The sequence below is a fragment of the Protofrankia sp. BMG5.30 genome, assembly GCF_001983005.1.
In the GTDB taxonomy this organism is placed as follows: domain Bacteria; phylum Actinomycetota; class Actinomycetes; order Frankiales; family Frankiaceae; genus Protofrankia; species Protofrankia coriariae.
In genome coordinates, this window is record NZ_MOME01000057.1 from 1 (window position 1) to 23,569 (window position 23,569).

22 protein-coding genes and 2 pseudogenes are annotated in these 23,569 nt (G+C 69.6%); 8 read left to right on the top strand and 16 right to left on the bottom strand.

Annotated elements, in window-relative coordinates; all coding sequences use genetic code 11:
• Positions 1 to 282: 282 nt before the first annotated feature.
• The 4 genes from BL254_RS27960 (at position 283) to BL254_RS22595 (ending at position 3,328) form a co-directional block, all read left to right on the top strand.
• Positions 283 to 555: a hypothetical protein gene (locus tag BL254_RS27960; RefSeq protein WP_200902562.1), complete on the top strand. Its 273-nt coding sequence runs from the start codon at positions 283 to 285 to the stop codon at positions 553 to 555.
• Positions 556 to 667: 112 nt separating this feature from the next.
• Entirely contained in the window at positions 668 to 1,168 is a 501-nt protein-coding gene (locus BL254_RS27965; protein ID WP_200902561.1) for a hypothetical protein, read from the top strand.
• Complete coding sequence (locus tag BL254_RS27970; protein WP_200902560.1) at positions 1,078 to 1,764, top strand: hypothetical protein; 687 nt, start codon at positions 1,078 to 1,080, stop codon at positions 1,762 to 1,764. The genes BL254_RS27965 and BL254_RS27970 overlap by 91 nt, the downstream gene beginning before the upstream one ends.
• Positions 1,765 to 2,071: 307 nt before the next feature.
• Complete coding sequence (locus BL254_RS22595) at positions 2,072 to 3,328, top strand: ATP-binding protein (protein ID WP_256386273.1); 1,257 nt, start codon at positions 2,072 to 2,074, stop codon at positions 3,326 to 3,328.
• A 213-nt stretch (positions 3,329 to 3,541) separates the two neighbouring features.
• Here the strand turns inward: BL254_RS22595 and mscL are convergent, their stop codons facing one another.
• The 8 genes from mscL to BL254_RS22635 all read right to left on the bottom strand — a co-directional run bounded on the left by mscL (position 3,542) and on the right by BL254_RS22635 (position 11,932).
• On the bottom strand, positions 3,542 to 4,030 hold the full coding sequence (mscL, locus tag BL254_RS22600; protein WP_175648454.1) for a large-conductance mechanosensitive channel protein MscL: 489 nt from the start codon (positions 4,028 to 4,030) through the stop codon (positions 3,542 to 3,544).
• 167 nt (positions 4,031 to 4,197) lie between these two features.
• Complete coding sequence (locus tag BL254_RS22605; protein WP_047225015.1) at positions 4,198 to 4,914, bottom strand: ABC transporter ATP-binding protein; 717 nt, start codon at positions 4,912 to 4,914, stop codon at positions 4,198 to 4,200.
• Positions 4,914 to 5,918 (bottom strand): ABC transporter ATP-binding protein, encoded by a 1,005-nt coding sequence (locus BL254_RS22610; RefSeq protein ID WP_235433824.1) that lies wholly within the window; start codon positions 5,916 to 5,918, stop codon positions 4,914 to 4,916. The genes BL254_RS22605 and BL254_RS22610 overlap by 1 nt, the downstream gene beginning before the upstream one ends.
• Positions 5,919 to 6,078: 160 nt before the next feature.
• Positions 6,079 to 7,482, bottom strand: a complete 1,404-nt coding sequence (locus tag BL254_RS22615; protein ID WP_076845046.1) for a branched-chain amino acid ABC transporter permease — start codon at positions 7,480 to 7,482, stop codon at positions 6,079 to 6,081.
• 341 nt (positions 7,483 to 7,823) lie between these two features.
• Positions 7,824 to 8,753, bottom strand: a complete 930-nt coding sequence (locus BL254_RS22620) for a branched-chain amino acid ABC transporter permease (RefSeq protein ID WP_047225014.1) — start codon at positions 8,751 to 8,753, stop codon at positions 7,824 to 7,826.
• 128 nt (positions 8,754 to 8,881) lie between these two features.
• On the bottom strand, positions 8,882 to 10,051 hold the full coding sequence (locus BL254_RS22625) for a branched-chain amino acid ABC transporter substrate-binding protein (protein WP_076845048.1): 1,170 nt from the start codon (positions 10,049 to 10,051) through the stop codon (positions 8,882 to 8,884).
• A gap of 335 nt (positions 10,052 to 10,386) precedes the next feature.
• Positions 10,387 to 11,061 carry a dihydrofolate reductase family protein gene (locus tag BL254_RS22630; RefSeq protein WP_076845050.1) on the bottom strand — a complete coding sequence of 225 codons (675 nt, stop codon included), beginning with the start codon at positions 11,059 to 11,061 and terminating at the stop codon, positions 10,387 to 10,389.
• Positions 11,062 to 11,104: 43 nt separating this feature from the next.
• Complete coding sequence (locus tag BL254_RS22635; protein ID WP_254858435.1) at positions 11,105 to 11,932, bottom strand: SMI1/KNR4 family protein; 828 nt, start codon at positions 11,930 to 11,932, stop codon at positions 11,105 to 11,107.
• A 140-nt stretch (positions 11,933 to 12,072) separates the two neighbouring features.
• On the opposite strand from BL254_RS22635, the gene BL254_RS22640 reads away from it, so the two are divergent.
• A complete protein-coding gene (locus BL254_RS22640) occupies positions 12,073 to 12,519 on the top strand; it encodes a hypothetical protein (RefSeq protein WP_139342459.1) in 447 nt (148 codons plus the stop codon).
• On the opposite strand, the gene BL254_RS22645 is transcribed toward BL254_RS22640, so the two are convergent.
• Positions 12,520 to 13,083, bottom strand: coding sequence for a hypothetical protein (locus BL254_RS22645; RefSeq protein ID WP_139342460.1), 564 nt, complete (start codon positions 13,081 to 13,083; stop codon positions 12,520 to 12,522).
• A gap of 141 nt (positions 13,084 to 13,224) precedes the next feature.
• On the opposite strand from BL254_RS22645, the gene BL254_RS22650 reads away from it, so the two are divergent.
• Positions 13,225 to 13,710 (top strand): hypothetical protein, encoded by a 486-nt coding sequence (locus tag BL254_RS22650; RefSeq protein ID WP_047225009.1) that lies wholly within the window; start codon positions 13,225 to 13,227, stop codon positions 13,708 to 13,710.
• A gap of 290 nt (positions 13,711 to 14,000) precedes the next feature.
• Here the strand turns inward: BL254_RS22650 and BL254_RS22655 are convergent, their stop codons facing one another.
• The 7 genes and pseudogenes from BL254_RS22655 to BL254_RS28800 all read right to left on the bottom strand — a co-directional run.
• Positions 14,001 to 14,207 carry a DUF4926 domain-containing protein gene (locus tag BL254_RS22655; protein ID WP_047225008.1) on the bottom strand — a complete coding sequence of 69 codons (207 nt, stop codon included), beginning with the start codon at positions 14,205 to 14,207 and terminating at the stop codon, positions 14,001 to 14,003.
• 1 nt (position 14,208) lies between these two features.
• The gene (locus BL254_RS29670; RefSeq protein WP_371391224.1) at positions 14,209 to 14,865 is read right to left on the bottom strand and encodes a DUF6883 domain-containing protein; all 657 of its coding nucleotides are present in this window, start codon (positions 14,863 to 14,865) and stop codon (positions 14,209 to 14,211) included.
• A gap of 69 nt (positions 14,866 to 14,934) precedes the next feature.
• Positions 14,935 to 15,531 (bottom strand): annotated as a pseudogene (locus tag BL254_RS29675) (glycosyltransferase); the annotation flags it as partial.
• A complete protein-coding gene (locus BL254_RS27435) occupies positions 15,414 to 20,408 on the bottom strand; it encodes a hypothetical protein (RefSeq protein WP_371391226.1) in 4,995 nt (1,664 codons plus the stop codon). The pseudogene BL254_RS29675 and the gene BL254_RS27435, both read right to left, overlap by 118 nt.
• Before the next feature lie 92 nt (positions 20,409 to 20,500).
• A complete protein-coding gene (locus BL254_RS22675; RefSeq protein WP_047225007.1) occupies positions 20,501 to 20,908 on the bottom strand; it encodes a hypothetical protein in 408 nt (135 codons plus the stop codon).
• Complete coding sequence (locus tag BL254_RS28795) at positions 20,898 to 21,077, bottom strand: hypothetical protein (RefSeq protein WP_235433828.1); 180 nt, start codon at positions 21,075 to 21,077, stop codon at positions 20,898 to 20,900. The genes BL254_RS22675 and BL254_RS28795 overlap by 11 nt, the downstream gene beginning before the upstream one ends.
• Positions 21,078 to 21,182: pseudogene (locus tag BL254_RS28800) on the bottom strand (YbaB/EbfC family DNA-binding protein); the annotation flags it as partial.
• On the opposite strand from BL254_RS28800, the gene BL254_RS22685 reads away from it, so the two are divergent.
• Positions 21,147 to 21,470 (top strand): hypothetical protein, encoded by a 324-nt coding sequence (locus BL254_RS22685; RefSeq protein ID WP_076845056.1) that lies wholly within the window; start codon positions 21,147 to 21,149, stop codon positions 21,468 to 21,470. The pseudogene BL254_RS28800 and the gene BL254_RS22685 sit on opposite strands and share 36 nt — an antisense overlap.
• 22 nt (positions 21,471 to 21,492) lie before the next feature.
• Positions 21,493 to 23,541, top strand: a complete 2,049-nt coding sequence (locus BL254_RS22690; protein WP_076845058.1) for a hypothetical protein — start codon at positions 21,493 to 21,495, stop codon at positions 23,539 to 23,541.
• Positions 23,542 to 23,569 lie beyond the last annotated feature (28 nt).

The following is a 23,569-nucleotide window of genomic DNA, read 5'->3' on the forward strand; positions in this document are numbered from 1 at the left end:
GGACGCGGCGCCGGGTCACGCGGTGAGGACCGGCCAGGACGCTCCTGGGACTCTGACTCCACGAACACGAGGATCTCCGATCACGCCCTCTGTAGCCAACCCGCACCCAGCGGATGTCTCACCCGAGACTGACACAGAGGGGACCGGGATCGCCAACGGCACCAAGGATTGCCGACTTGTGATAACTCCGCAATCCTTAGCAGCCCAACGCGTGATCACGGCTTCTCTCACGACACCGGACGCCGTCGACAGCCCGCATCCCGCGACACCCAGAGGGGGATCATGCTTGCCAAGCCGTCCGAACTGTTCGACCGCGACGCCGAATGGTCCGGCCTCACCGCGTTCGCTGGTGACCCGGCACCGGGCGCGACCCTCGCCCTCGTCTACGGACGCCGCCGTCAGGGCAAGACACTTCTCCTTGAACTGCTCTGCGAGGCTGCTGACGGCTTCATGGCTACCGGTGTCGAGCAGTCCGACGCTCAGAATCTCGCCGATCTGGGCGCCGCCTTCACCCACTTCGCCCGGTCCCCCTATCCGGTGACCTTCACCGGATAGGAGGCAGGCGATCGACGCGCTGCTCCGGCTGGGCGAGGACCGGGACGCTCCCCTGCCGGTCGTCCTCGACGAGTTTCCCTACCTGGCCGCTCAGAACAGCGCCATCCCATCGTTGATCCAGAACGCGCTCAGCCCTCGCGGCCGGGCTCGCCGGCACTCCCGCACCCGGCTGATCCTGTGCGGAAGCGCGCTGACCCACATGCGGGGGCTGCTCTCCGCCTCCGCCCCGCTGCGCGGCCGAGCCAACACCGAGCTGATGCTCCATCCGTCCGACTTCCGGGACGCCGCCGGCCTATGGGGTCTGACCGAGCAGCCGGACGTCGCCCTGCGCGTCCACGCCCTGGTCGGCGGCACCCCGGCCTACCTGGACTTCTGCGCCCGGGACGCCCCCGACAGCGCCGACGACGTCGACCCCTGGGTGGTGCGCCGCCTGCTCAGTCCCGCCAGCGCGATGTTCCGTGAAGGCCGGGTACTTCTCTCGCCGAGGAGACCGCCATCACCAGCCCGGCGCCGTACTACGCCGTGCTCGCCGCCATCGCCCGCGGTCGCACCCGACGTGGGGAGATCGCCAGTGATCTCGGCCGGGGCACCGGCGGCATCCACCACGCCCTGACCGTGCTCACCGATGCGCATCTGATCACTCCCCATGAGGACGCCTTCCACTCCCGCCGGACGAGCTTCACTCTCGCCGAGCCGGTGCTGCGCCTGCACCAACTGGTGATCCGCCCCCGGGAGACCCGACTGTCGCTACGCCGCGGCGTCGAGGTCTGGGCCGAACTCGCCGACACCGTCTCCGCCCGCATCTACGGACCGCACTTCGAGGACGTCGCCCGCACCTGGTCGCTGGCCTACGCGTCCGCGGAAACCCTCGGCGGACGGGCGAGCCGCGTCCAGCCTGCGACCATCCGATGCCCCGACACCACCTGCCCGGCCCACGACCATGCGATCGACTCGGTTGTCATYGAGACCAGGCCGAACGAGCCGAACCGTGTGCTGGCCATCGGTGAGGCGAAGTGGCGGGCCACCCCGGTCGACGCCGACGGGCTGGCCCGGCTACGGCACATGCGCTCGGTTCTGCCCGGCGCGCCCGGGGACGTGAAGCTGCTGCTGTTCTCCCGGTCCGGCTTCACTCCCGCTCTCGCCGCGGACGCAGCCACGTCGTCGGACGTCGAACTGGTCGACCTCGCCCGCCTCTACACCGGCTCCTGAGCCCCCGGTCGAGCGCCGCTTGCATCCCCCGGCCCCAGTCCCCTGCCCCGAGAGAGCCTCGAAGCGCATTCCTCCGTGTGACACACTGAGGAATGGTGCATTCTTCATGGTGCCACACGGAGGAATGTAGACTGGCCGCATCGGCACAAAGATCGGCCAGGTTGCCCAAGAGCTGGCCCGCACGAATCCGTGGTGGCGCAGCGCCGACTGAGCCGCGACGGATCCGGACCTGCGCGCGGTACGCGACAGCGGCCTGGGATACCGGTCACCATGCCTGGACGGGCTGGTCAACGGAGGTCTCTACCTGCTGCGGGGACCTCGTCGAGTAGGCAAGACAGTGGCCGTGAAACAGACCATCGTCGATCTGGTCGGCCGCGGGACACCACCACAGACGATCGTGCGGATCGCGGCGGACGCATGGTCCGCGGAGGATCTGCGGACGGTCGTCCAGAACACCGCACTGCCACCGGTACCGCCCGGCACGACACGGTGGTGGCTGTTCGACGAGATCACCGGGACGACTGGCGACTGGGCGGCACAGATCAAGTGGCTGCGGGACAACGACCCCGAGTTCGCGCTGGCCACCGTAGTGCTGACCGGGTCGAGCGCGGCCGGGCTGACCACCGCCTCGGGCGTGCTCGCCGGCCGGCGCGGCCGGATCGACCACGGCGACCGCACCCTGCTCCCACTGGGATTCCGCACCTTCGCGCGGCTGCTGCGACCACACCTACCGGGCGTCCCCGCTGTCGATCTCGCGCGCCTGCGCGGCGACACGGCCCGTACGGCGTACGCCGAACTGCTGCCCTGGCTGGACGATCTCGTGATCGCCTGGGAGACCTATCTGATGTACGGCGGGTTCCCGATCGCCGTGGCGGCGGCCCGCGCCGGTACAYCGGTACCCGCCTGGTTCGTCGACGACGTCTTCAACGTCGTGTTCCGGGACGCGTTCGCCGCGTCCCAGCGCAGCCAGACCAGCACCGCCGCCCTGATGGAACGGCTCATGCAGTCGATGGCGGCCCCCGCCAACATGAGCCGGATCGGCGCCGACCTGGATCTCAAACACGACGTGGTGGCCCGTCACATCCGTTATCTCGGTGACGCCTACCTGCTCTGGCACTGCCCGCAGAAGGCGGAACGCGCCTGGACGGCCAGGGAACGCGCCCAGGACAAGCTGTACGCGATCGACCCCCTGGTCGCCCGCCTGGCCCACCTGCGCAACCCCGCCCGGTCCGACATCGACATCACCGTGCTCACCGAGATGCAGACCGGCCTGGCCCTGCAACGCTGTGCCTACGCTCACGGGACGGGATGGGCCGAGGATCTGTTCCTGTTCCATCTGCGTGCCTCGTCCCGCAGAGAGATCGACTTCGTCGCCGAACAGCTTGCGGGTACCGCGGTGGAGAGCAAGTATGTCGAGGGCGGCGCCTGGCGAGGTGCGACCGCCACCATCAGCGCAGCCGGATACGGCGGGCTGATGGTCACCCGCAACGTCCTGGACACCCGTGACGAGAACGGACCCTGGGCGATACCCGCGGGAATCCTCTGCTACCTGATCGATACCTGAGCCCCGACCTCGACCCCAGCAGGGTTGATCGTTTACAGGCCCCGAAGGCTACCGTTCACAGGGCTCGAACGCTACCGTTTTGCGGAACCCGTCACGACGACAGGCGCTCTCGGCTCGCGCCGGCCGGGCCTTCGGGTCGGCCCAGCCGGGCGTGGCGGGCGGTGTTGCCGCTGGCCGTCGTCGGTTCTGGATATGCCAGCTCCGGATGTGTCGTCAGCTCTGGCCGGGAGAGYGGGGCGCGGGCGCCGTGGCGGTGGCCGCCGCGGAGCTGGCGAGCAGGTCGCGGATCTCCGTCAGCAGCCGGATGTCGTCGCTGACCGGCGTGGGCTCCGGCTCCGCGGCCGATCCGTTCCGCTTGCGGAACGCGCTCGCCTTGGCAAGCGGGAGGACGATGAGAAAGTAGATCACGGCCGCGACGATCACGAATGAGACCACGTCGTTGACGAACGAGCCGTAGTTGAACCGACTGCCGTTGACGGTGAAGGTCAGTGCGGAGAAGTCCGGCTGCCCGCCGATGGCCGCGATCAGCGGGGTGATCAGGTTTTTCACCAGTGAGGTGACCACCGCGGTGAAGGCGGTACCGATGACGACCGCGACCGCGAGGTCGACGATGTTGCCGCGGGTCAGGAACTCCTTGAAGCCCTTCAGCCCGGGGGCGATCAGTCGGGTCGGCGCATGGCCCTTGTCAACAGCTTCGCGCAACGCGCTCACACAGATCCCCCAGGAGGCCGGTCGAGTTGTGCGGGGCGTCCGGGTTGGCCCGGAGGTGCCCAGTACCACGGAGGTTACAACTCTGCCCTACAGGGAAAAAATGGCCTCCCTCTGATGTGCCGCGGGCTCTTGTGCGGAGTGGACCGATACGGCGCCTGTCATCCGATGGGGATGTCCTCGCCGAGGTATGCCTGGCGGACGCGGTCGTCGGCGAGCAGGTCGGTGCCGCTGCCGGTGAGGGCGACCTGGCCGTTTTCCAGCACGTAGCCACGGTGCGCGATCCGCAGGGCCTGCACCGCGTTCTGTTCCACCAGCAGCACGGCCACACCGGCTCTGTTGATCTCGACGATCACGTCGAAGATGGTCTGGATGATCCGGGGGGCGAGCCCCATCGAGGGTTCGTCGAGCAGGATCAGCCGAGGTCGGCTCATCAGCGCCCGGCCGATGGCCAGCATCTGCTGCTCCCCGCCGGAGAGGGTGCCGCCCAGCTGGGACGCCCGCTCGGCCAGCCGCGGGAACAGGGTGAAGACCCGTTCGGCGTCCTCCCGCGCATGCCGCCGGTCGTGGTAGGCGCCCATCAGCAGGTTCTCCCGGACGGTCATGCCAGCGAACACCCGCCGTCCCTCGGGAACGTGGCCGACCCCCAGCCCGACGAGGGTGTGTGCCGGTATGGACGACAGCGGCCGGCCGTCCAGGTAGATCTCCCCGCGGCGGGGGCGGAGCAGCCCGGAGATCGATCGCAGGGTGGTCGTCTTGCCGGCGCCGTTCGCCCCGAGCAGCGTCACGATCTCGCCTTCGGCGACCTCCAGCCGGACGCCGCGCAACGCCGGTACGGCGCCGTAGCTGACCTCGATGTCGGCGAGTTCCAGCAACATCAGCGCGCCTCCCCGCCGGAGCCACCGGACGTGTCCCCGGACCCACCGGGCGGGTCCGTGGCCCGCGTGCCGCCGCCCGCTTTCCTTGTCCGGCTCTTCGCGGCCCGCGCGTCGCCGGACGACGCCGCGCTGCCGCCGGTCGCCGCGGCGGTGCCGGTCGTCACGCTGCCGGCCTCGACACCGAGGTAGGCCTCGACCACCGCCGGGTCGCGCTGGACCTGGGCCGGGGTGCCGTGGGCGATGACACGGCCGAAGTTCAGCACCACCACCGTGGCCGCGACGGACATCACCAGCCGCATGTCGTGCTCGATCAGCAGAACCGAGACCCCGTCCCCGGCGATCCGCCGAATCAGCGCCTCGAGAGCGCGCTTCTCGGCGGGATTCGTCCCGGCGGCGGGCTCGTCCAGGAGCAGAAGCCGCGGGTCGGTGCCCAGCGCCCGGGCGATCTCCAGCCGACGCTGCTCGCCGTGGGACAGCGACGAGGCCAGGTCGTGCGCGCGCCGGGACAGGCCGACCAGGTCGAGGAGCTCGAACGCCCGGCTGACCCCGGCCCGCTCCTGCCGCCGCGCGCCGGGCAGCCCGAGGATCGCGCTGAGCGATCCGTACCGCTGCCGGACCTCGGTGCCGATCTGCACGTTCTCCAGCGCTGACAGGGCGGGGAAGAGCCTGATGTTCTGGAAGGTCCGGGCGATTCCGAGGTGGGTGATGGCGTGCGGGCTGCGTCCGACGATCCGCGCCGGCCGGCGGGACGTCCGCCAGAACGTCACCGAGCCATGCTGTGGCCGGTACGCGCCGGTGAAGCAGTTGAACAGGGAGGTCTTCCCGGCCCCGTTTGGCCCGATCACGGCCAGGATCTCGCCCCGGCGCTGCCGCAGCGAGACCCCGTCGAGGCTGGTGACCCCACCGAAACGCAGCGTCAGGTCACGGGCCTCGAGCACCAGATCGGACGGTGGCTCGCCCGGTGTGCCGGCGTCGGCCGGCCCGGTCGCGGCGACGGTGGTCATCCGGCGGCCCCTCCAGGACGCACGACTCCATGACGCACGATCCCGCGGGGGCGCACAGCGTTCTCGCGAAGAGACCCGGCACGAGGGGACAGGGCGCGGCCGGCACAGCGGCCGACACACACGAGGTTCCCCGGGGGCGCGGGGTTGTCGACGTGCGCGGTCATGTGATGGTCCTTCCGATCGGGGCCGCGCCGAGCTGGTCCGAGGCGCCGGCAGCGGTGCCGGCGAGCTCGATCTCCCGACGTCTGCGGCGGGACGGCACCAGGCCCTGCGGGCGGAAAATCATCATTACGATGATGACCGCGCCGAAGTAGATGTACCGGTCCGTCGGCGGAACCTTGTCACGCAGGTAGAAGGCCAGCCCCTGCAGAACGACGGCTCCCATCACCGCGCCCAGCCGCGAGCCCATCCCGCCGAAGATGACCACCGCCACCACGAGGAACGACGACTGCAGGCTGAAGCTCTGCGGGTTGAAGAACTGCTTGGTGGCGAGCAGGACGCCGGCGAACCCGGAGACCGACGCCCCGATGGCGAAGGCGAGCAGTTTCATCCGCAGGGTCGGCACGCCGGTGGCCTCCGCGRCGATCTCGTCCTCCCGGATCGCCGCCCAGGCCCGGCCGATCCGGGACCGTTCCAGCCGCCCGAATGCGATCATGACGATGGCCACGATCCCGAGTAGCAGGTAGTAGTACGGGAGCGGGTCGATCCCCCACTGGTAGTGGATCCCTGGCAGGTCGACCGACAGGTGCGGCACCCCGAAGACCCCGCGCGAGCCGTTCGTGATCTCGTCCGAGTTGTTCGCGAGCAACTGGATGATCTCCCCGAAGCCCAGCGTCACGATCGCCAGGTAGTCACCGCGCAGCCGCAGCGTCGGCGCACCGAGGATCACGCCGGCGAGCGCGGCGAGCAGAAGCGCGATGGGGAAGACGAAGAACGGGTTGAGGATGAACGGCGCGTGCCACGGCATGGCCGACGACGAGCTGAAATAGGCGGTCACGTAGGCGCCGATCGCGAAGAACGCGATGTAGCCGAGGTCGAGCAGGCCCGCGTAACCGACCACGACGTTCAGCCCGAGCGCGAGCAACGCGTAGATACCGATGTCGTTGACCATCGACTGTTGCGCCGCCGTCGAGACGAGCAGCGGTGCCGCGATCGCGGCGGCGAGCAGAACCGCGTTCAGGCCGATGGTGGCATGCGGCGACCCGAGCGTGGCCGCGACGGGCCGGCGGGCTCGCGCCGCCGCTGTCACCTCGGCGAGCAGCGGGCGTAGCCGCGCCGCGGCGATCAGCAGCGCCCACAGCCCCACCGCCAGGCCGATGAAGATCCCGATACGCGGATCGATCACCGAGCGCCGCAGCGCGCGGAACGGGTGGACGGAGTCGCCGCCGGGCCCGGTCACCACCGCGGCGAGGACACCGAGGGCGAGGCACACGCCGAGCTGCCGCAGCCGCGCCGGGGTGAGCACGGCGGCGGCTCCCCGAAAGGCCCGCGCCGGCGCGGTGGGAACGGGCTCGGAGGAGGAACCCGGGCCCGCCGGGTTGGGTATCAGGCCTGGACGGGACACCGGTCGGGAGGCGGCTTCCGGCTGCCGCCGCGGTGCCGGCCGCGACGACGGCCCGGGCTGTGTCGGCGGTTCCAGCTGCTCCGACCGCTCCGGCGGGCGCGATGACGTCGGCGGTACTGGCTGGGCCGGCGGTTCCGGCGCGTTCGACCGCGTCGGCGGACGCGGCGCAGCCGACGGCTCCGGCTGTATCGGCGGATGCGCCGACTCCGACGGCTCCGACTGTGCCGGTGGCTGCGACGGCGAAGAAGGAGTGGACGAGGAGGAAGAAGGGGTGGAGGAAGAAGATGCGGACGAGGCCGACGCGGAGGGTTCGGGTGATGCCGGGGACGGCGGGCGGGCGGTCACGCGGCCCTGCCCAACCGCACGCCGAGCAGACCCGACGGACGCACCATGAGGATCCCGACCAGCACCAGGAAGGCGATCACGTCCTTGTAGGACGCCTGGAAGACGTACCCGCCGTAGCTTTCCACCAGCCCGAGCAGGATGCCGCCGAGCATGGCGCCGCGGACGTTCCCGATGCCGCCGAGCACTGCGGCGGTGAACGCCTTCACCCCGGGCACGAAACCCATGTTGTACGAGGCGTTGAAGGTCATGGCATAGAGGAATCCGCCGGCACCGGCGAGCAGGCCACCGATGACGAAAGTCAGGATGATCACTCTCTCGACGTTCACGCCCATCAGGACGGCGGTGTCCGCGTCCTGCGCGACCGCCCTGATGCCCTGCCCGAGACGGGTCCTCGCCACCAGCCGGTCCAGCAGGACGAGCATCACCACCGCGGCGCCGAAGACGACGACGGTCTGGGTGGACACCTGGGCGCCGAAGAAGTGGAAAAGCGTGCCGTTGGCGAACAGGTCGGGGACCGGCACGTTCTGCCGGCCGAACTCCTTGCCGGCGAGGTTCACCGCGAACAGGGACGCGCCGATCGCGCTGATGAGGTAGGCGAGCCTGGGCGCGGACCGTCTGCGCAACGGCCGGTAGGCGACCCGTTCGAGGGTGAACGCCGCCGCGGCGCCGCAGGCGGCACCCACCGCGAGCCCGGCGGCGACCAGCCCCACCGAGGTCAGCCCGGACGGCGTGGCACCGCCCGGCAGCAGGCCCCTGGCGGCGAACAGCCCGCCGAAGGCCCCCAGCATGAACACCTCGCTGTGGGCAAAATTGATCAATTGGAGCACGCCGTAGACGAGCGTGTAACCCAGGGCGATGACCGCGTACAGCGAGCCGACCATGAGACCGTCGACGGTCAACTGCCAGAACTGGTCGGCAAAACCCATGCGTCTCCTCGTCGTGATCGTGTCCTCGTCATGCTCGTGTCCTCGTCATGGCGTGAGCGGTGGCCGCCGCGCCCTCGGAGCGCACCGGCCACCGCCTCACTATCCGTCAGGACCGTTCGGACGGCCCGTCAGGACTTGATCAGATCCACGGTGTTGCCGAGAACGACGATCTGTCCGTTTTTGACCCGGTAGATGAAGTCGTTCGCGCCTTCGACCTCACCGTTCGGCTGGAACTTGACGAGCTTGGTGACACCCTGGTAGTCGACCTTTCCGAAGGCCTCCGCCACAGACTCCCGGCTCAGGTTGTCCCCGAGGTTCTTGAACACCTCGATAAGGGCGTTGGTCGCGTCGTACGCCTCACCGGAGTACGTGCCGGGCCTGGCACCACCGTTGATCTTCTTGTACGACTCGACGAAGGCCGCCGCGTTCGGGTCACTGTTGGCGTCGCTGCACGGRCAGGTCAGATAGGTGCCCTCGGCCGCCGCGGYACCGGCCTGCTCGACGTACTTGGCGTCCAGCGAACCGTCACCACTCACCGTGATGCCCCTGAAGCCCTTGTCGTGCAGGGCCTTGGACARCAGCGCGAGCTCGGCGTAGTAGCCCGAGTAGAACAGGACGTCCGGCTTCTCCGAAATAATCTTCGTTGCCTCGGAAGTGTAGTTCTTCGTCGGGTTGATGCCGTCGTGGACCACGGTCACCCCCTTGGCCTTCAGCTCCTTCTCCAGCGCGGCGGACAGGCCGGTGCCGTAGTCGCTCTTGTCGTCGAGGGAGAACACCTTCTTCGCCTTCAACACGGTGGCGATGTAGTCGGCGTCCGCCGTGCCCTGGACGGTGTCCGGGGCGATGACCCGGTAGAAGGTCCTGAAGCCCAGCGTGGTCAGCGCCGGGTTCGTCGCCGACGGGCTCACCGAGAGCAGACCGGCCTGCGAGTAGAGCGGTTCGCTGGCCTTGGTGGCCCCGGAGAACATCGGCCCGACGACCGCCAGGACATCCGAGTTGTCGATGAGCTTCTGCGCGGCGGTCGGGCCCTGGTCCGGTGACCCCGCGTCGTCGGACTGCACCAGCTTCAGCTTGAAGGGCAGGTTCGCGTCGGCGTTCGCCTCGGCGACGGCGGTCTCCACCCCATACAGGGCGTTGATGCCAAGTTGCTGGTTGTCACCAGAAAGGACTCCCTGGAAGCCGATGGTAATCGTCTTCTTCCCATCCGATGACGATCCGTCATCGCTACCGCACGCCGCGGCGGTCAAGGCCACCACGCCGGCTAGAGCAACCGCTCCCAGGAGTTTTCGCCTGGCCATGCATCTCCTCCTACCTGTCCYGCTACCTGTCCCGCTGCGTGTTCCGGAGCCGGTGCGTGGACGGCGTACACGGTCGCAATCACGGAGTGTTACTGGCTCCAGCAGCACTCATCCGCGCATCCCCACCGGCATCCGCGTATCCCCACCGGATGTCGGCACCGTAGTCCCTTCCTGGACGCGTCGGAAGCGCACCCTGCGTGCCGTCCAAGGTACCGGTCATCCTGCTTGCACCTACTATCCGCATAGCTGTACCAACCTTGGGTCAGGACAGTCCGAAACGGGTCCCGCGCGGCCACCGGCCATCCCACCAGAGGACACCCCCACCAGGTGGGACGTCAGTTGAGCAGGTAGCGCAGGAGGACGACGTCGCCGAGCTGGCGGGCCTCGGCCAGCTCCATCTGGTGGCTGGCGTGGTGGGGGAAGGCGCCGTTGCCGACGAAACGGGGTGCGGCGGGGTCCCCGACGAAGAACGGCGCTATCACCAGGTGGATCTCGTCGACGAGCCCGGCGGTGAGGAACCGGGTGTGGATCGCGCCGCCGCCCTCGACCATCAGCCGGCGTATGCCGCGCGCGGCAAGGTCCGCCAGGACGGTGTTCAGGTCGAGCGGGTCGCCGGCGTCCACGACGGATGCCACGCCGGCGAGCTGCTCGCGGGTCCTGTCCGCCGCGGGGCTCGCGGCATAGACGATCTTCTCGACCTGCCCGGTGGTGAAGAAGCGGGCGTCGCGGTCGAGGTCGCCACGGCCGGTGAGGGTGACCTTGACCGGGCTCTCCGGCAGGCCACGGGCCACCCGCTTCTCGCGGCGGGCCGCCGAGCGGACCAGCAGCCGGGGGTTGTCGCGGCGGATGGTGTTGGCGCCCACCAGGATGGCGTCGACACCGGCCCGGACCTCGTCGACCCGGTCGAAGTCGGCGTCGTTGGACAGYAGCAGCCGCCGGTCGGTGGCATCGTCGATGTAGCCGTCCACGGACATGGCCACCGACAGCAGGACGTACGGCCGTTGGGTCACGCGCAATACTCCAGGCTCGTCTTGGCCCGCCAAGTTACTGAACTTACACACGCCGGGCCCGGATAGCCTTGACTCCTCCTCGTGGCAGGCAAAAAGGGTAATACAGACCAAGGACGATACGGACCATGGAAGTCGTCATCGCGAGAAAGTCAGGGGTGAGCCGGTCACCGAACCAGGCGTTCGCGTACACCAGGTCCTGGAGCCGGTCCTGGCGGGCCACACCGAAGAACGGCTGGTCGGCGACGAAGCCGAAACCGGGGTRCACGGCTGGCGCGGCCGGGCATCCGCCGTTCGTCCGACGCAGGAACGACCGGTAGCCGGCGGGCAGGGCGTACCCCAGACGCTCCTCCACTTTCTCCATCACCTCGTCGGACAGCCGCTGCGTGAACCGGATCCGTGGCGGTGCCCCGCCCTCCACCGGCAGGCCGCGGCGGGCGCGATCGGCCCGGCCGGTACTCACCCCACCCAGATGCCGGTACGCACCATGCAACTCGACGGGGACGAGGGCGATCCGGCGCGGCCCGGACAGCAGCACCGGCAGGTGCGCCCAGGTCCACCCGGCCGGGGTGGCACCCGCGGGCAGACCAGCCCAGAGCGGATCTCCGCTGGCGGCCATGGTGTTGTTGGCGGTGAGCACGTCGACCACGCGTGYCTCGTCCACGCCGAGATCGGGCGAGCACGGTGGCAGCCGGACGACGGCACGCGCGTACGGGATCCAGTCGGGGAAGCCGTGCGGCCCTACCGGGATTCCGTCGCGGTACCGGACGCGCAGCACCGACGAAGCGGGATGGACGATCTGGAACGCGTACCGGCCGCCGGGAATCACGCGGTGCTCCCGCGCGGGCGAAGCGGTTCCGTGCGGTACAACCATCGCTCTCCTTTCTTCCCTCGCGCCTGTCCGGAACGCTGAAACCGTCCCGACGCCAACTGTCCCCGCCCGGCCTTCGGCCGGCTACACCCTTTGTAACGCGCTGGTGCGGTAACCGGCTATCCTTATGAGGAGGAGGTTTGATGCGACGGCTGCCGGCAGTCGCCGCAGTGCTGGTGTTCATGGCCGGCTGCGGCACCTTTGGCGACAGGGGTGGGCCAGCTCCCCACCGCGAAGAAAAAATGGATCATGTCATCTTCTACCAGATATACCTGCGGGGCGGGCCCGGCTTCAAGATCTATCTGAACTACACCGACGCCACCGGGAAGCAGCAACACGATGAGAGCATTGCACCGACCTGGTTCCGACAGATCACCGTGCGGTATCCCGATGTCATGCTGGTGGCGATCTCCGGTACCGCCGTTCCCGAGCCGGCGACACTCACCGGACTGGCCGTCCAACTTCCCTCGGCGGAGTGCGTCCTCACGGTCGACGACGAAATTGTCGATCAGCGGGCCTCGAGCTTCCCGACGTGCCAGGCGACGCTGACCGCCACGACCCACCCCGTTCCGAGACGCTCCCCAATTTGATCAGTTCTCCAGCGACAGCCATGCTTTGAAGCGATACGCCTTCGGGTTGATCCGGACGTGGCCGGACGGGTCGACAACCGCCCAGTTGGCGTCGAACGCGAAAAGATACAGCGGATCACCGGCGGGATCAAAAGCACCCGGGACAATCCCCTCCCGGAACGCGGCATCAACCAGCCGCTCCCGATCAAGGCCGAATCGCTCGACGGCCTCCGACTCGTCCCGCCCACCACCCATATGCCCGCTCATGCCCTCCGTCGGAATGTTCAGCGGGGTCRCTTCGACCCAGTCGATCAGCTCTGCGGAGTACCCATAGAAGCGGTAGAAGTCATCCAGGTCATGAAAGTCGCCCGCGCGGGCGGCCAGGTCGACAGCCAGCGCCTCGTCCCCCCGCGGATGCCACCGAGTTGAATACGGCTCGGTATAGAGATCCGCGTAGATCTGGTCCAAGGCCAACGGGCCGAAGGCAACCGCCGGCCCGTCCCCGGTGACAACCGCGAAGATCTGCCGCCGATCACTGTTACTCTGCAGGAACCGGCAGATCTTACCAACACCCACCATCATCAACCAATCCGGTCAGCACACCACGGTGGAAACCGTCGGCCAACGGACACCTCCACCTACACGACGCCCGCCAGGAACTCTTCTCGACGAAAACATGCGGACGCGGAGGAACCGCCCGCCCGGGAGGTGCACGATACTGGTCGCATGCCCGACGACGACGTGCGAACCGTTACCGTGTTCACCCGGCCCATGGACGAGGACGGCTGGTCAGCAGAGGAAGTCACTCTCGAACGACCTCCTGGCGGCGACCTGACGCTACGCTGCCACACCTCGGGCCGCGTCATAGAAATGATCATAGGGGAGGGTGGCACCGAGTACCGCCGGACGTGGACCGTCAGAACCGAACACGTACCACGGGTGCTACGGGCGGCCCTCCGGGATCTGTTCACCGATACCGCGGCGCTGCGCACCTGGCTGGCCGACACCGGAATCCCCACCGCCGCCGAGGAATGGCAAGGCCACCCGATCCGGCCACTGGACGAAGACCGCCTCCTCATCGAGGCCGTACGCACGGTCATCGGCACGGAGGAAAACGACGAAGGAACCACGATCGCCGACAGGTTCACCACATGGCTGACAGAACAGCACATCGGCTACGAGGCCGGCGAACAAGTCACCAACGCCGACTGAATCAGCCTCACAGGTGACCAGCATTTCCGATTCCCCACAACCAGGTCGGCCCGCCTAGCGCCCGGCGAGTCGGTCGAGAAAATCACCATTCGCCTACCGGTTGGAAAGCCTGTCGAACAACCGCTGGAACCGCTGCGCCTCCTCGCCGGCCGGCGGGCATTCTCACGCTCGCCGCATCGATGGACACCTGGTACCGCCGGGCGCATCCAGACTGGAACAGCTTCTCAGGCGAGATTTTTCGACAAGATCTACATCAGCCGTGAACAGCGGGAACCCCAGCAAGGATCGAACTATCCGGGAAGCTGCCGCTCGACTCGTCGCACCTGGTCGGAGCGAAGCGTGACGGCAGCCACGGTAGCACCGTCTTCATCGACGAACTCCACCTCATATGCACGGCGCGGCCGATCGAAGATGTGGACGACAGTGCCTGTGTCACCGGCCTTGATGCCGTATTCCGGCAGATCCACCAGGGTGGCCACGATCTCCAGGAGTTCCACGTCAGCCCTTCCTCGGCAGGAACAAAATGGTTGTCAGCCGCGGCACGTCCGACCCTGTTTCAACGATCCATCCGGACCGCACGACGATCGTGCCGCTCGGGCCCGTCAGTAATATATCAACACTCCACCGCCGGCCATACTCGTCGCGCTTGCCGAGAATGGGCTCTCCATGCCGGACACCATCGAGAACCTGCCGCCGGATCTCGGCCACATCACCGACATCCAAACCAGTGGCCGAGCGGATGACGCGATACTTGTTCCTTCCGACCGGATGATCGGGATTCATCGCATATCCTTCGATCTTACGATCATCGAGCACGGCGATATCGAAGTTCGGCGGTACGCCAGAATCGTCCGTGGGTGCCGGGGACGGCTGGTCGGCGGCGGGCGGGAGACGACCCCTTTCCCGCTGTCCGGGAAAGACGAGGTCCGGCGGCTCGCTCTTGGCCTTTGTCCCTCCCGTCGCCCCTCCCGTCGCGCTGGTTGGCTCTGCTGGAACCTCCAGGCGCAGGATTGATGTGATGTCACCGGGCCGGGGAACGGGTGGCGTCGGCTYTCCCGGCGGTGCCAGACCACCAGGTCCGCCGCCCCCTACGGGTCCGCCGCCATGTACGGCTGGTGTCTGCGCGGTTGAACCTGTCCTTCCCCGGCCCGGCAAAGCGTCAAGGAGGCTGCGTGCGGCGTTGCCCGGTGGGTAGTGCTCATCCAGGAAGTTACGCAGATCGAGCGCCCGCTGCCGTTGGACGTCGAGATCTGCCAGTACRTCCCTGACGTGTTCGACCCACGCCGGCAGGCGCCGCTGGCCGATCTCCGCCACAGCGGCCCGCACGGCGGCGGGATCCAGGTCGCCGTCCGGTCCAGTAGCGGCGTGGAGCGCGTCACGCAGCGCCTGGACCGTGATGCCGTCCCGGACGGTCGCCGCTCCGCCGAGCTCGCGCGGAACGTACCTGGTGTCGCCGAAGAACAGGCCGGCGCCGGTGCCCTCGCCCACCACGACAGGCACCCCGGCCCGGGCGGCCTCACTGGCCACCAGGCCGAACCCCTCGTGGATCGACGGCATCATGACCAGATCCGCGTGGTGCAGATCGCCGATGAGCTCTGCCTTGTTCGTCGTGAAGGGCTTGACCACGACCTCGGTACCGGCGATCTCGGACAGCAGCCTGGACTGTGCGGCAGCGGCCGCGCGGTCGGGCGCCCCGCGAACCGTCAGCCGGATATCCATGCCCTGCCGGCGCAGCTCGGCAACGAGTCCGGCGGCGAAGTCCACGCCCTTGATCGGATCGCCGGCCCTGCCCTGTATCGCGATCTCGAAGCCTGTGCGGTCGGCCGGGCGGGGCGGCGGGTCGCCCGGCACCGCCGGCATGTCGGAAATGATCTCGTGTACCGGCGGCGGACTGTCCGGTGTCGTGTCGCCTCCGAGCTGAGCCGGGCAGCCTCCCCGCCCAGCAACGGCCCGACCCCCGCGATGAGATCCGCGCCAGCCATCAGCGCACGCTCGGTCCGCGCATGCTGAAGCCCCTCCGCCGGGTTGCTGCGCAACGCGTCCAGGACCTCGGGCGAGGTATGAAGCACGTGGACGTAGCTGGCGCCGGGGTAAACATGCTCGACGAGCCACTTCGCGGCGCCCCCGCTGAAACGAGAATGGCCGACCACGACGTCCACGTGCGGCGGAAGGTTGTCGGGCAGCATGAACATCGCCCGTCCGTCCGGCTCGCCTTTCGCGTCGAGCACACCCCACACGTGCCTGACGCCGGTCACGTGGACGCCCGGCGCCGGGTCCGCCTCCAGCCGGCTATGATCACGGAAATCCACGGTGGATACGCGAGCATGCACCTCAGCACCGGCAGCACCGAACGCCTCGGTCAGCTCGCGGTTGGCGGTCGGCACGCCACCCCGGTTGGACCACCACTCCGTGGACGTCGTCAGCACCCGCAGCCTGCCGTCCGTGGGTGTCTCGGTGTACCCCGCCGACGGGTCCACCCCACCCCGGCGCAGCACCACCTCACGCGGCGACAGCTCCCGCTGCCATGTCGCATCGTCCACCCGGGCGGCCACCCGTGCGGCTCTGTCGCCGAGGGTGAGGATCGCGTCATGCAGGCCCTGCGCTCCGCCCACTCCGTCCTGGCCCGCCGTGGACGGCATCTCGTGCACCGGCGGCGTGCGCTTGAGACCGAGCCCGTCGAGCATCGATCTGACCGGGCCGGCCACATCGGGACCAGCCGCTACGACGAGGTCCGCTCGGGCGATCACCTCGCTATGCGCCGGATCGGTGGGTACGGCGTCGAGTATCTGGACAACCTGCGCGTCCGGGTATGCGTCCCGGCGCACGTCCGCGATGCCTGCTGTCTGGCGGTACCCGATGATGACGTCCGTGTCGGCCGGCAGCCCGTCGAGGCGCAGCAGCGGGCTGAGCCGCCCGGTGATGCCGGGGATCGGTCCGACACCGACGACGCGGAGCCCGGGCCCCAGCTCTCTGGAGGGCACGTCCGGCTGACGCAGCACAACCTGATCACCGATCTCGCTGAGCCCCCTCGACAGGCGCTCCAGCAGACTCGCGTGTCCCGGTCCGCCCGGCCCCGCATCGAAGCCGAGTATGTGCAGCTGGACGGTGGGCTGGTCCGTCAGCGCCCGAGCCGCTTCGGTCGGTGTGCTCGGCGGTGGGTCGCCGACAGCCGTGACATGGGCTCCTGACGCGTGCGGCTGGACACCGGCCGTCCCGCCCGRCCGGGCCTCGACAGGCGTCCTGACAGCCTGGGCCGCCTCGGCCTGGAGACGGGCGACGGTCTCGTCGATCTCCGCCACCGACTTCGGCACCACCGTGCCACCCTCGCCCGGCCCGGTGAGGTGCTCCCGCACCCACCGCACAACCCGCTCAGGCGTCTCCGGCGCGGCGAGGATGTCCCGCACCCACTCGGGAGTCAGTGCCCGTGGCTCGGCCGGCTGCGCCGGCACCACATCACGGAAACCGACCTGGTCCACGCCCACAACCGGCACATCCGCGCCGACAGGCTCCTCCAGCGACACCAACCCGCCCGGCTCCCGCGGCAGCTGAGACGGTACGGCAGGGCCGCCCCCGGATGGGAGCGCCGTATCCGGAGGCGATACCGGAACCACCCCGTCCGGGATGYGCCCCTCGCCCCGCGGCAGAGCCTCTACGCCGCGTACGAGCCCTTCGCCGGCCAGACCGCCCCACTGCGATGGGCCCGCAAGATCTTGACGAACACCGCCGCGAAATCCCCGTCCCGGTTCCCGTCCTGCGGGCTCCCCTGTGCCGACTCCTTGTCGATGATCAGACGGCGGTCCATCTTCGGGTACCCGAAGATGTACTCGACCTCCTGTCTGTCTTCCCGGACCTTCTCGAAACCCACCAGAATCGCCATCGGCAATCCCCCGTCCCCACAAGGTGTCAAGATTCTCACCAGTACGGCCCGGCCGTACATCCTGCCAGTTGTAAACACTGTTGGCGTATCCATGCACCTGCGGGTACGTCGCGTCGGGATACCCCCGCAGATAGTCGGACTCGGCGAGCTCATGCTCGAGAAGACCGAGATCTCCACTGAGATGACGGCCCTCACGCAACCGAATCCACGCCTCGGCTATGTCGGGGTCCGCGTCGAACCGCTGGCGTATGAAACCACCCTCATAGTCGCTGACGAGATGCTCGTCGACCATGAGATGGCGCTTGATCTGAGCGATCTCCTCGGGCGTGAAGCCGATCCTGCCGCCCGGGCGCTCCACCGCCGCCAGGTTGCCGGCGATGTCCGCGACGTCGGCGTCACCCGCCCGGAACCGGTCGTAGGCGCTGTCCGCCCACTCCCAGGCCGCCACCTCGTCGCGTGGCCTGATCGACGCGCCGGTCATCGCGTCCGCCAGCGGCGCATGGTCGGAGTGCGCGGGCTCGACGTGGCGGGACGTCTCGACATGGCCGGACGTGGAGTGCGGGCGCGGAGAGCGAGAGCCGGCGGGCCCGTCGTGGGCCGCGGCCGCGGGCCGGTCGGGTGGCCCGGCCGGCGGGCGATCCGAGCGGATCAAGCGCTCCGGCGCAGCGGTCTGCTCCGCCGGAACCGAAGGCCGCTCCCCCGGCCGCTCGGACGCTCCACTCGGCGGGCCGTGCTCGGTGTGCGCCGGTGAGACGACCTCGGAGTGCGCAGAAGGAGGGCTGTTGTCGTGGCGTACCGGCGGGGCGTGGTCGAAGCCGGCGGGCCCGTCGTGACGGGGGGGTGTATCAGGGTACGCGGGGCGCGTACCGACCGGAGGCCGGCCGTGGGGCGRCGTACCGTCCCCGGCACCATGCGGGCCGCCACCGCGCAGGGCGTCGTCGCGCGAACCGCCGTTGCGCGAACCTGCGCCGTGCGAACCGGYGCCGTGCGAACCGGCGCCGGACGGCGACGGTCGGCCGTCCGGGTTCGTGCCGGGCGGAAACTCGCGGACAGGCGCGTCGATCGATGGCCGGACGGGCGCGTCGAGCGACGGCAACTCGGTGGCCGGCTGCCGCGGCTCATGGGGACCGGCGAACGGGTCGGTGAACCCCGGCTCTCCCGGCGTGGCGTCCGGCCTCGGGGTGGAGACGTCACCGGGCAGACGCTCGATGACGTTGCCCTCGACGTCCATCCGGACGATCTCCGTCGGTCTGAAGCCCTCCCCGCCGAACCGCGCGCCGAACGTGTCCCGGCCTGCGACGTCGATGCCGACCGCGGTGTGTGCCCCCGCGTCGTGCGCCAGCATGCCGATGCGGCCATGCTCGCCGGGGACGGCCACGACCTCCTGCCCGATCTTCAACGGCAGCGGCCGCACGGACGTCTGGACATGGTTCAACGTGCCGAAGAGCGCTCCCGCGGCAGCGCCGTGACCTGCGCCCGACGCCACGTCACTCCAGCTGAACGCCTCTCCCTTGACGAAGTGGTCGTAGGTCTGCGTGCCCAGCGCCAGGGTCCCGCCGGCGACCCCGCCGCCGAGGACGTGACCCAGCGGGCTGCCCCACATGCCCGCGCCGAACGCCGCACCCGATACCGCGGACAGGCCCGCCTCTCCGAAGTCGACCGCGCCGGGAGCCCGGTGACCGTCGGCGACCTGGAAGAACTGACCGAGGAGGTTCCCGCCGCCCATGATGCCGGCGCCCATGGCCATCCGGGTGCCGAGATACCGGGCGAGCTCGTCGCGGAACGAGACGTTCGCGGCCATGTCCGCGGCCTCGCGGCCGAGGGTGGCCCTCGTGACCTGTTGGGCCAGCTCTCCCGCGGCCAGGCGAGCCACGTGCGACTCGGCTGAGCGCGCCGCGACCCTGGCGCCGAAGTTCCTGGCCAGCTGTTCTTCGAGCTCGCGGGCCAGTTGCTGCTGGATGAGCGCCCGCCCCTGTTGGGTGAGCGCCTTGGCGCCGACCTCCCGCTCGAGTGAGCGGAGCAGGTTCTGCCCGACCATGTCCCGCAGCGCCTCGGCGGCCATCCGGTCGGCGACGCCGCGGGCGATGACGTTCCTGGGCAGGATCCCCCGCAGCAGGTTGGCCGGCAGGTCACGGAGGAGGTTGAGCGCCTCCCGCCCCAGCGCGGGGAACGCCGTACGCAGGGCGTCCGGCAGCGCCGAGCGGGCCGTGATCGGGGCCGTTTCCCGGGCGAGGGTGAGCGTGCCTTTGTCGACCACCGAGGGCAACGCCCGGACGAGGAGCGTGGGCAGCGCATCGAGCATCGCGCGGATGGAGATGCTGCTGATGGCCCTCATGATGGCGGCGCGGGCCGCCTGGATACCGGCCTGGGCGGCGCCGACGGCTGCCGGAACACCACCCGCCGAGGCGCCGAACGAAGGGATCAGAGCAATTATGATCATGACGAGGCTGATGGCGAGGATCATCAGGTTGATCCCCACCATGAACTTCATGAGTTCGACCTGGAGGGCGAAGCCGTTGACGCCCTCCTGCAGGGCGCCCATGCTCTCGGCGGTGCTTCTCAGGCTCTCCAGATACTGGTACCAGCGCTCGGGGAACTTCTCCGCGGCGGCGCCGCCGCGCCAGTTCTCGAGGATGCCGTCGGCGGCTTTCCCCAGCTCCTGGTGGGAGTTGGCCAGCAACTCGGCCGCCGCACCGTACGCCTTCGCCAGCTCGTAGAGCTTGTCCTCGTCGGCCTCGGGAACCTCCCCGTAGAGGATGTTGCCGACCAACGTACCGGTGCCGGGCAGATACGGCTCGACCTCGTCCGCGAGCCACGTCATGAACTCGAGGATCCAGCTCGAACTGCCGGACAACCGTCGTCCTTCCCGCTGTGACCCGCCGACAGGTGACCCGGACCGGCTCGCTGTACCCGTCAGGTGCCGGTCGTGATCCGCCGAGCGCTGGCCGTGCCGTTACCGCTCGCCTCTTTGATCTCCGCGGCGCCCTGCTCGTCGGCACGCTGGTAGTTCAGCATCGCGTTCGTGACGAAGTCGGCGACGGCTGTCAGCCCCGCACCGAGCTGCCCGGCCTGGTGTTTCACCGCCGCGTTGGCCGGCATGGCCCCGTCCTCACCCGCATCGACCTGCTTGTGGTAGGTCCGCAGGAACTCGTCAGTGAAGCGGTCCGGCGGGAACATCGCCGGGACGTCCAGGTTGTCGATCGCGGCGAGCGCGCTGTTCACCGAGTTCGTCAGGTTCTCACCCTGGCTCCGCAGACTGTCGGCGGCGTCGAGGATGTCCGGGATGCTGCTCGTGATGTCGAGGGGGTCGTCACCGCCCACGTTCTTCGTCCGTCCTCTTCCTTGGCAGGTCGCCGTCGTGGCCGTACGCCAGCTCGTCGATGTCCATGCCACCGATGCTGCTCAGGCGCATGTCACTGGGCAGACTCCCGTCGACGATCTCCTTGGTCTGCCGTTTCGCGTCCTCCGTCGCGGACCGTACGGTCGCCACGATGGTGGCAGCCAGCGCCTTCGAGTCAGGCCTGCGGTAGACACGCGGGTCGATCTCAAGCTCGATCAGGTGCCCACGACAACGTCCTACGACGGCGACAACCACAGGACCGGTTCACGGACCGAGGAGACCACGTACAGCGGCAGCGAGGTCACGAAGCGGAGCACGCAGACCCGTGGCCCCGACGACAAGGTGACCGGCACGACGACGACCGAGACCAACAGCGACGGTACGCAGACCATCACCACGACGAGCGGCAACAACAAGCGGGTGGTCGAGATCGGCGAGGAGACCGAGGGCGAGACGTCCGGTTCGCTGGACAGTCCGGCCCGGGRCGCCATGGACGACATCAAGACCCACAACTACCCGATCGCGCCCTGGGCACTCGGGTAGGACGGGACGCGGAGGACCTGGCATGGCGGAGGGTGGCTGGAGGAACCTCCCCGTCTACCGCGGCGGYGGGCCGAACGGCAGCGGGATGTGGTATGAGGAGCCCGACTACGGCACCGTCGAGTTCACCCCGGCGGCGAGCGGCGACGGCAGCGACGGGGAGCCGATCGAGGTCATCCGCCGCCGAATCATGAACCAGCACCCGGAGGACATCTCGGCGCTGGCCGACCAGTGGCAGAACGCGTACAACCTGCTGTCCAGCATCAGGCAGCAGCTGCTCGACCAGAGCAACATCCTCTACGAGCAGGCCTGGCGGTCCGCGCGGGCCCGGGACGCCTTCATGGAGAAGGGCCCGGGCGAGGCACTCGCGTACCTCCAGGACTGGATGGACGCCGCACTGGACAACGTCAACGGTCTGCGCGCGCTGGTGGACATCGCCCAGCGGTCGCGCGCGGACATGGAGAACCTCTGGAACCGGTACCAGTCCGAGATCGAGGACGCCTCGAACGCGGATGGTTGGACGAGATTCGGGCAGGGCTTCCTGACCGGGGCGTCGCTGGGATTTTACGACGGCGAGGCGGGCGTCCAGAAATCGGAGCAGGAAGCCGTCCGGAAGAAGCAGCAGGAGTTCAACAAGCTGGCCCAGGAGCTCGCCTTCAACGTCGGCAACCAGTACGGCGAGACGTTCTCGACGCTGGGCGGCGGGCACGGGGCGCTGTTCAGGCCGATGAACGCCGTGTTGAACACGGTGGGCCACCCGCCGTTCCCCACGATCGGCGCCGGCCCGTCCTCGCTCGGCGGGCCGGCGGGCGGGCCGGGTGCCGCACCCACCATCACCCCACCGAACGCGCTGTCCAACCCGCCGCTCCCGACGCCGGGCGCCCCACCGTTCCAGCCGGCCGACGTGACCCCGCCGGTAGCCCCGGGGCAGGTTCCCGTGCCGACCGGCCAGCTCAACTCGCAACCGGATGTCGCACCTCCGCCGGCAGCCAACCCGGTGTTCAGTCCGGTGGCGCTGCCGGCAGCTCTGGTCGCGCCCCCGCCGGCGGCCAACCGGGCGTCACGGCCGGCGGGGGCGCCCGCCGTGACGCCGCCACCCGGGCTGCCCGCCGCCGCTGCCGCGCCCGCGGTGGCGAAGGCAGCGCCGAACGCGGCGAACGCGGCCCTGCGGTCACCGTCCGCCCTCAGCAGGCTGAGCACCGGCACCAAGATCAACGCCAGCGGCCTGAACAGCGGCCTGATCCAGGCCAGGGGCTCCGGGACACCGACCGCCGGGGCGACGCCGGGTGCGCTGCGTTCCCCGGCAGCCGCGCCGCCGCCAACAGGGGGCCGGGGGCCGCGGGAGAAGCAGCCGCCAGGTGCCTCGAGGCGGGAACCGCAGGGGCCGGGCGTCAAGGGCCCCCTCGAGGAACCGTTCAGCGGTACACCGGCGGGCACGGCCCCGCCGGTGCTGAACAACCAGCGCCCCGCCGGGCAGCGCCGACCGGGCAGCCGCGGGGAACCGCACCCGACGGCGCGGGCCCGGCCCGGTACCCCGGCTCCGCCGCGGCCCGCCGGTGCGGCGCCGCCGGTGTTGAACAGCCCGGGCACCAGTCCGACGCACGCGCCGCCACCCGCGCCGACCAGGCCGAACAGGCCGGGACGGGACGCGCCCGCGCGGCCGGGGCTACCGGGTCAGCCCGGCAGACCCGCACCGGGCTCCGAGTGGGCCGGTGCGCAGGATGCGCGCGCGGACGCGTCCGCGCCTGTCCTCGACGCGCCTGTGTCGCCACCCACCGGCGCGGCCGTGTCCGGGCTGGAGGAGACCAGGCTGCGCGGCCGCACCGCCACTACGCCGGCGGTCAGATCCCGCCCGGGGTCCGCGGTCGCGTCGGAGCTGACCGCGCGTCGGGCCAGGCCCGTCGGCATGGCCCCGGCACAGGGGCAGGACGCGCATGCGGACGAGGATCAGCGGATCGTCACCGACGATGAGGCGTTCAGCGTGGACACTCCGGGTGGCAGCGTGGTGACCAAGAAACCCGAGGACAGGTCGTACCGCGCGGAGCCGCCCTCGGCCCTCGGCCGGGGCGGCTAGCCTCGGCGGGCCACCCGCGTCCGGGGCC

What these genes read in the sequence shown, in the direction of transcription:
- BL254_RS22610 (WP_235433824.1), bottom strand. Translation starts at nt 5,918, where the DNA reads ATGACCACCGTCGCCGCGACCGGGCCGGCCGACGCCGGCACACCGGGC.
- BL254_RS22605 (WP_047225015.1), bottom strand. Translation starts at nt 4,914, where the DNA reads ATGTTGCTGGAACTCGCCGACATCGAGGTCAGCTACGGCGCCGTACCG.
- BL254_RS22640 (WP_139342459.1), top strand. Translation starts at nt 12,073, where the DNA reads ATGCGACGGCTGCCGGCAGTCGCCGCAGTGCTGGTGTTCATGGCCGGC.
- BL254_RS27960 (WP_200902562.1), top strand. Translation starts at nt 283, where the DNA reads ATGCTTGCCAAGCCGTCCGAACTGTTCGACCGCGACGCCGAATGGTCC.
- BL254_RS22620 (WP_047225014.1), bottom strand. Translation starts at nt 8,753, where the DNA reads ATGGGTTTTGCCGACCAGTTCTGGCAGTTGACCGTCGACGGTCTCATG.
- BL254_RS22650 (WP_047225009.1), top strand. Translation starts at nt 13,225, where the DNA reads ATGCCCGACGACGACGTGCGAACCGTTACCGTGTTCACCCGGCCCATG.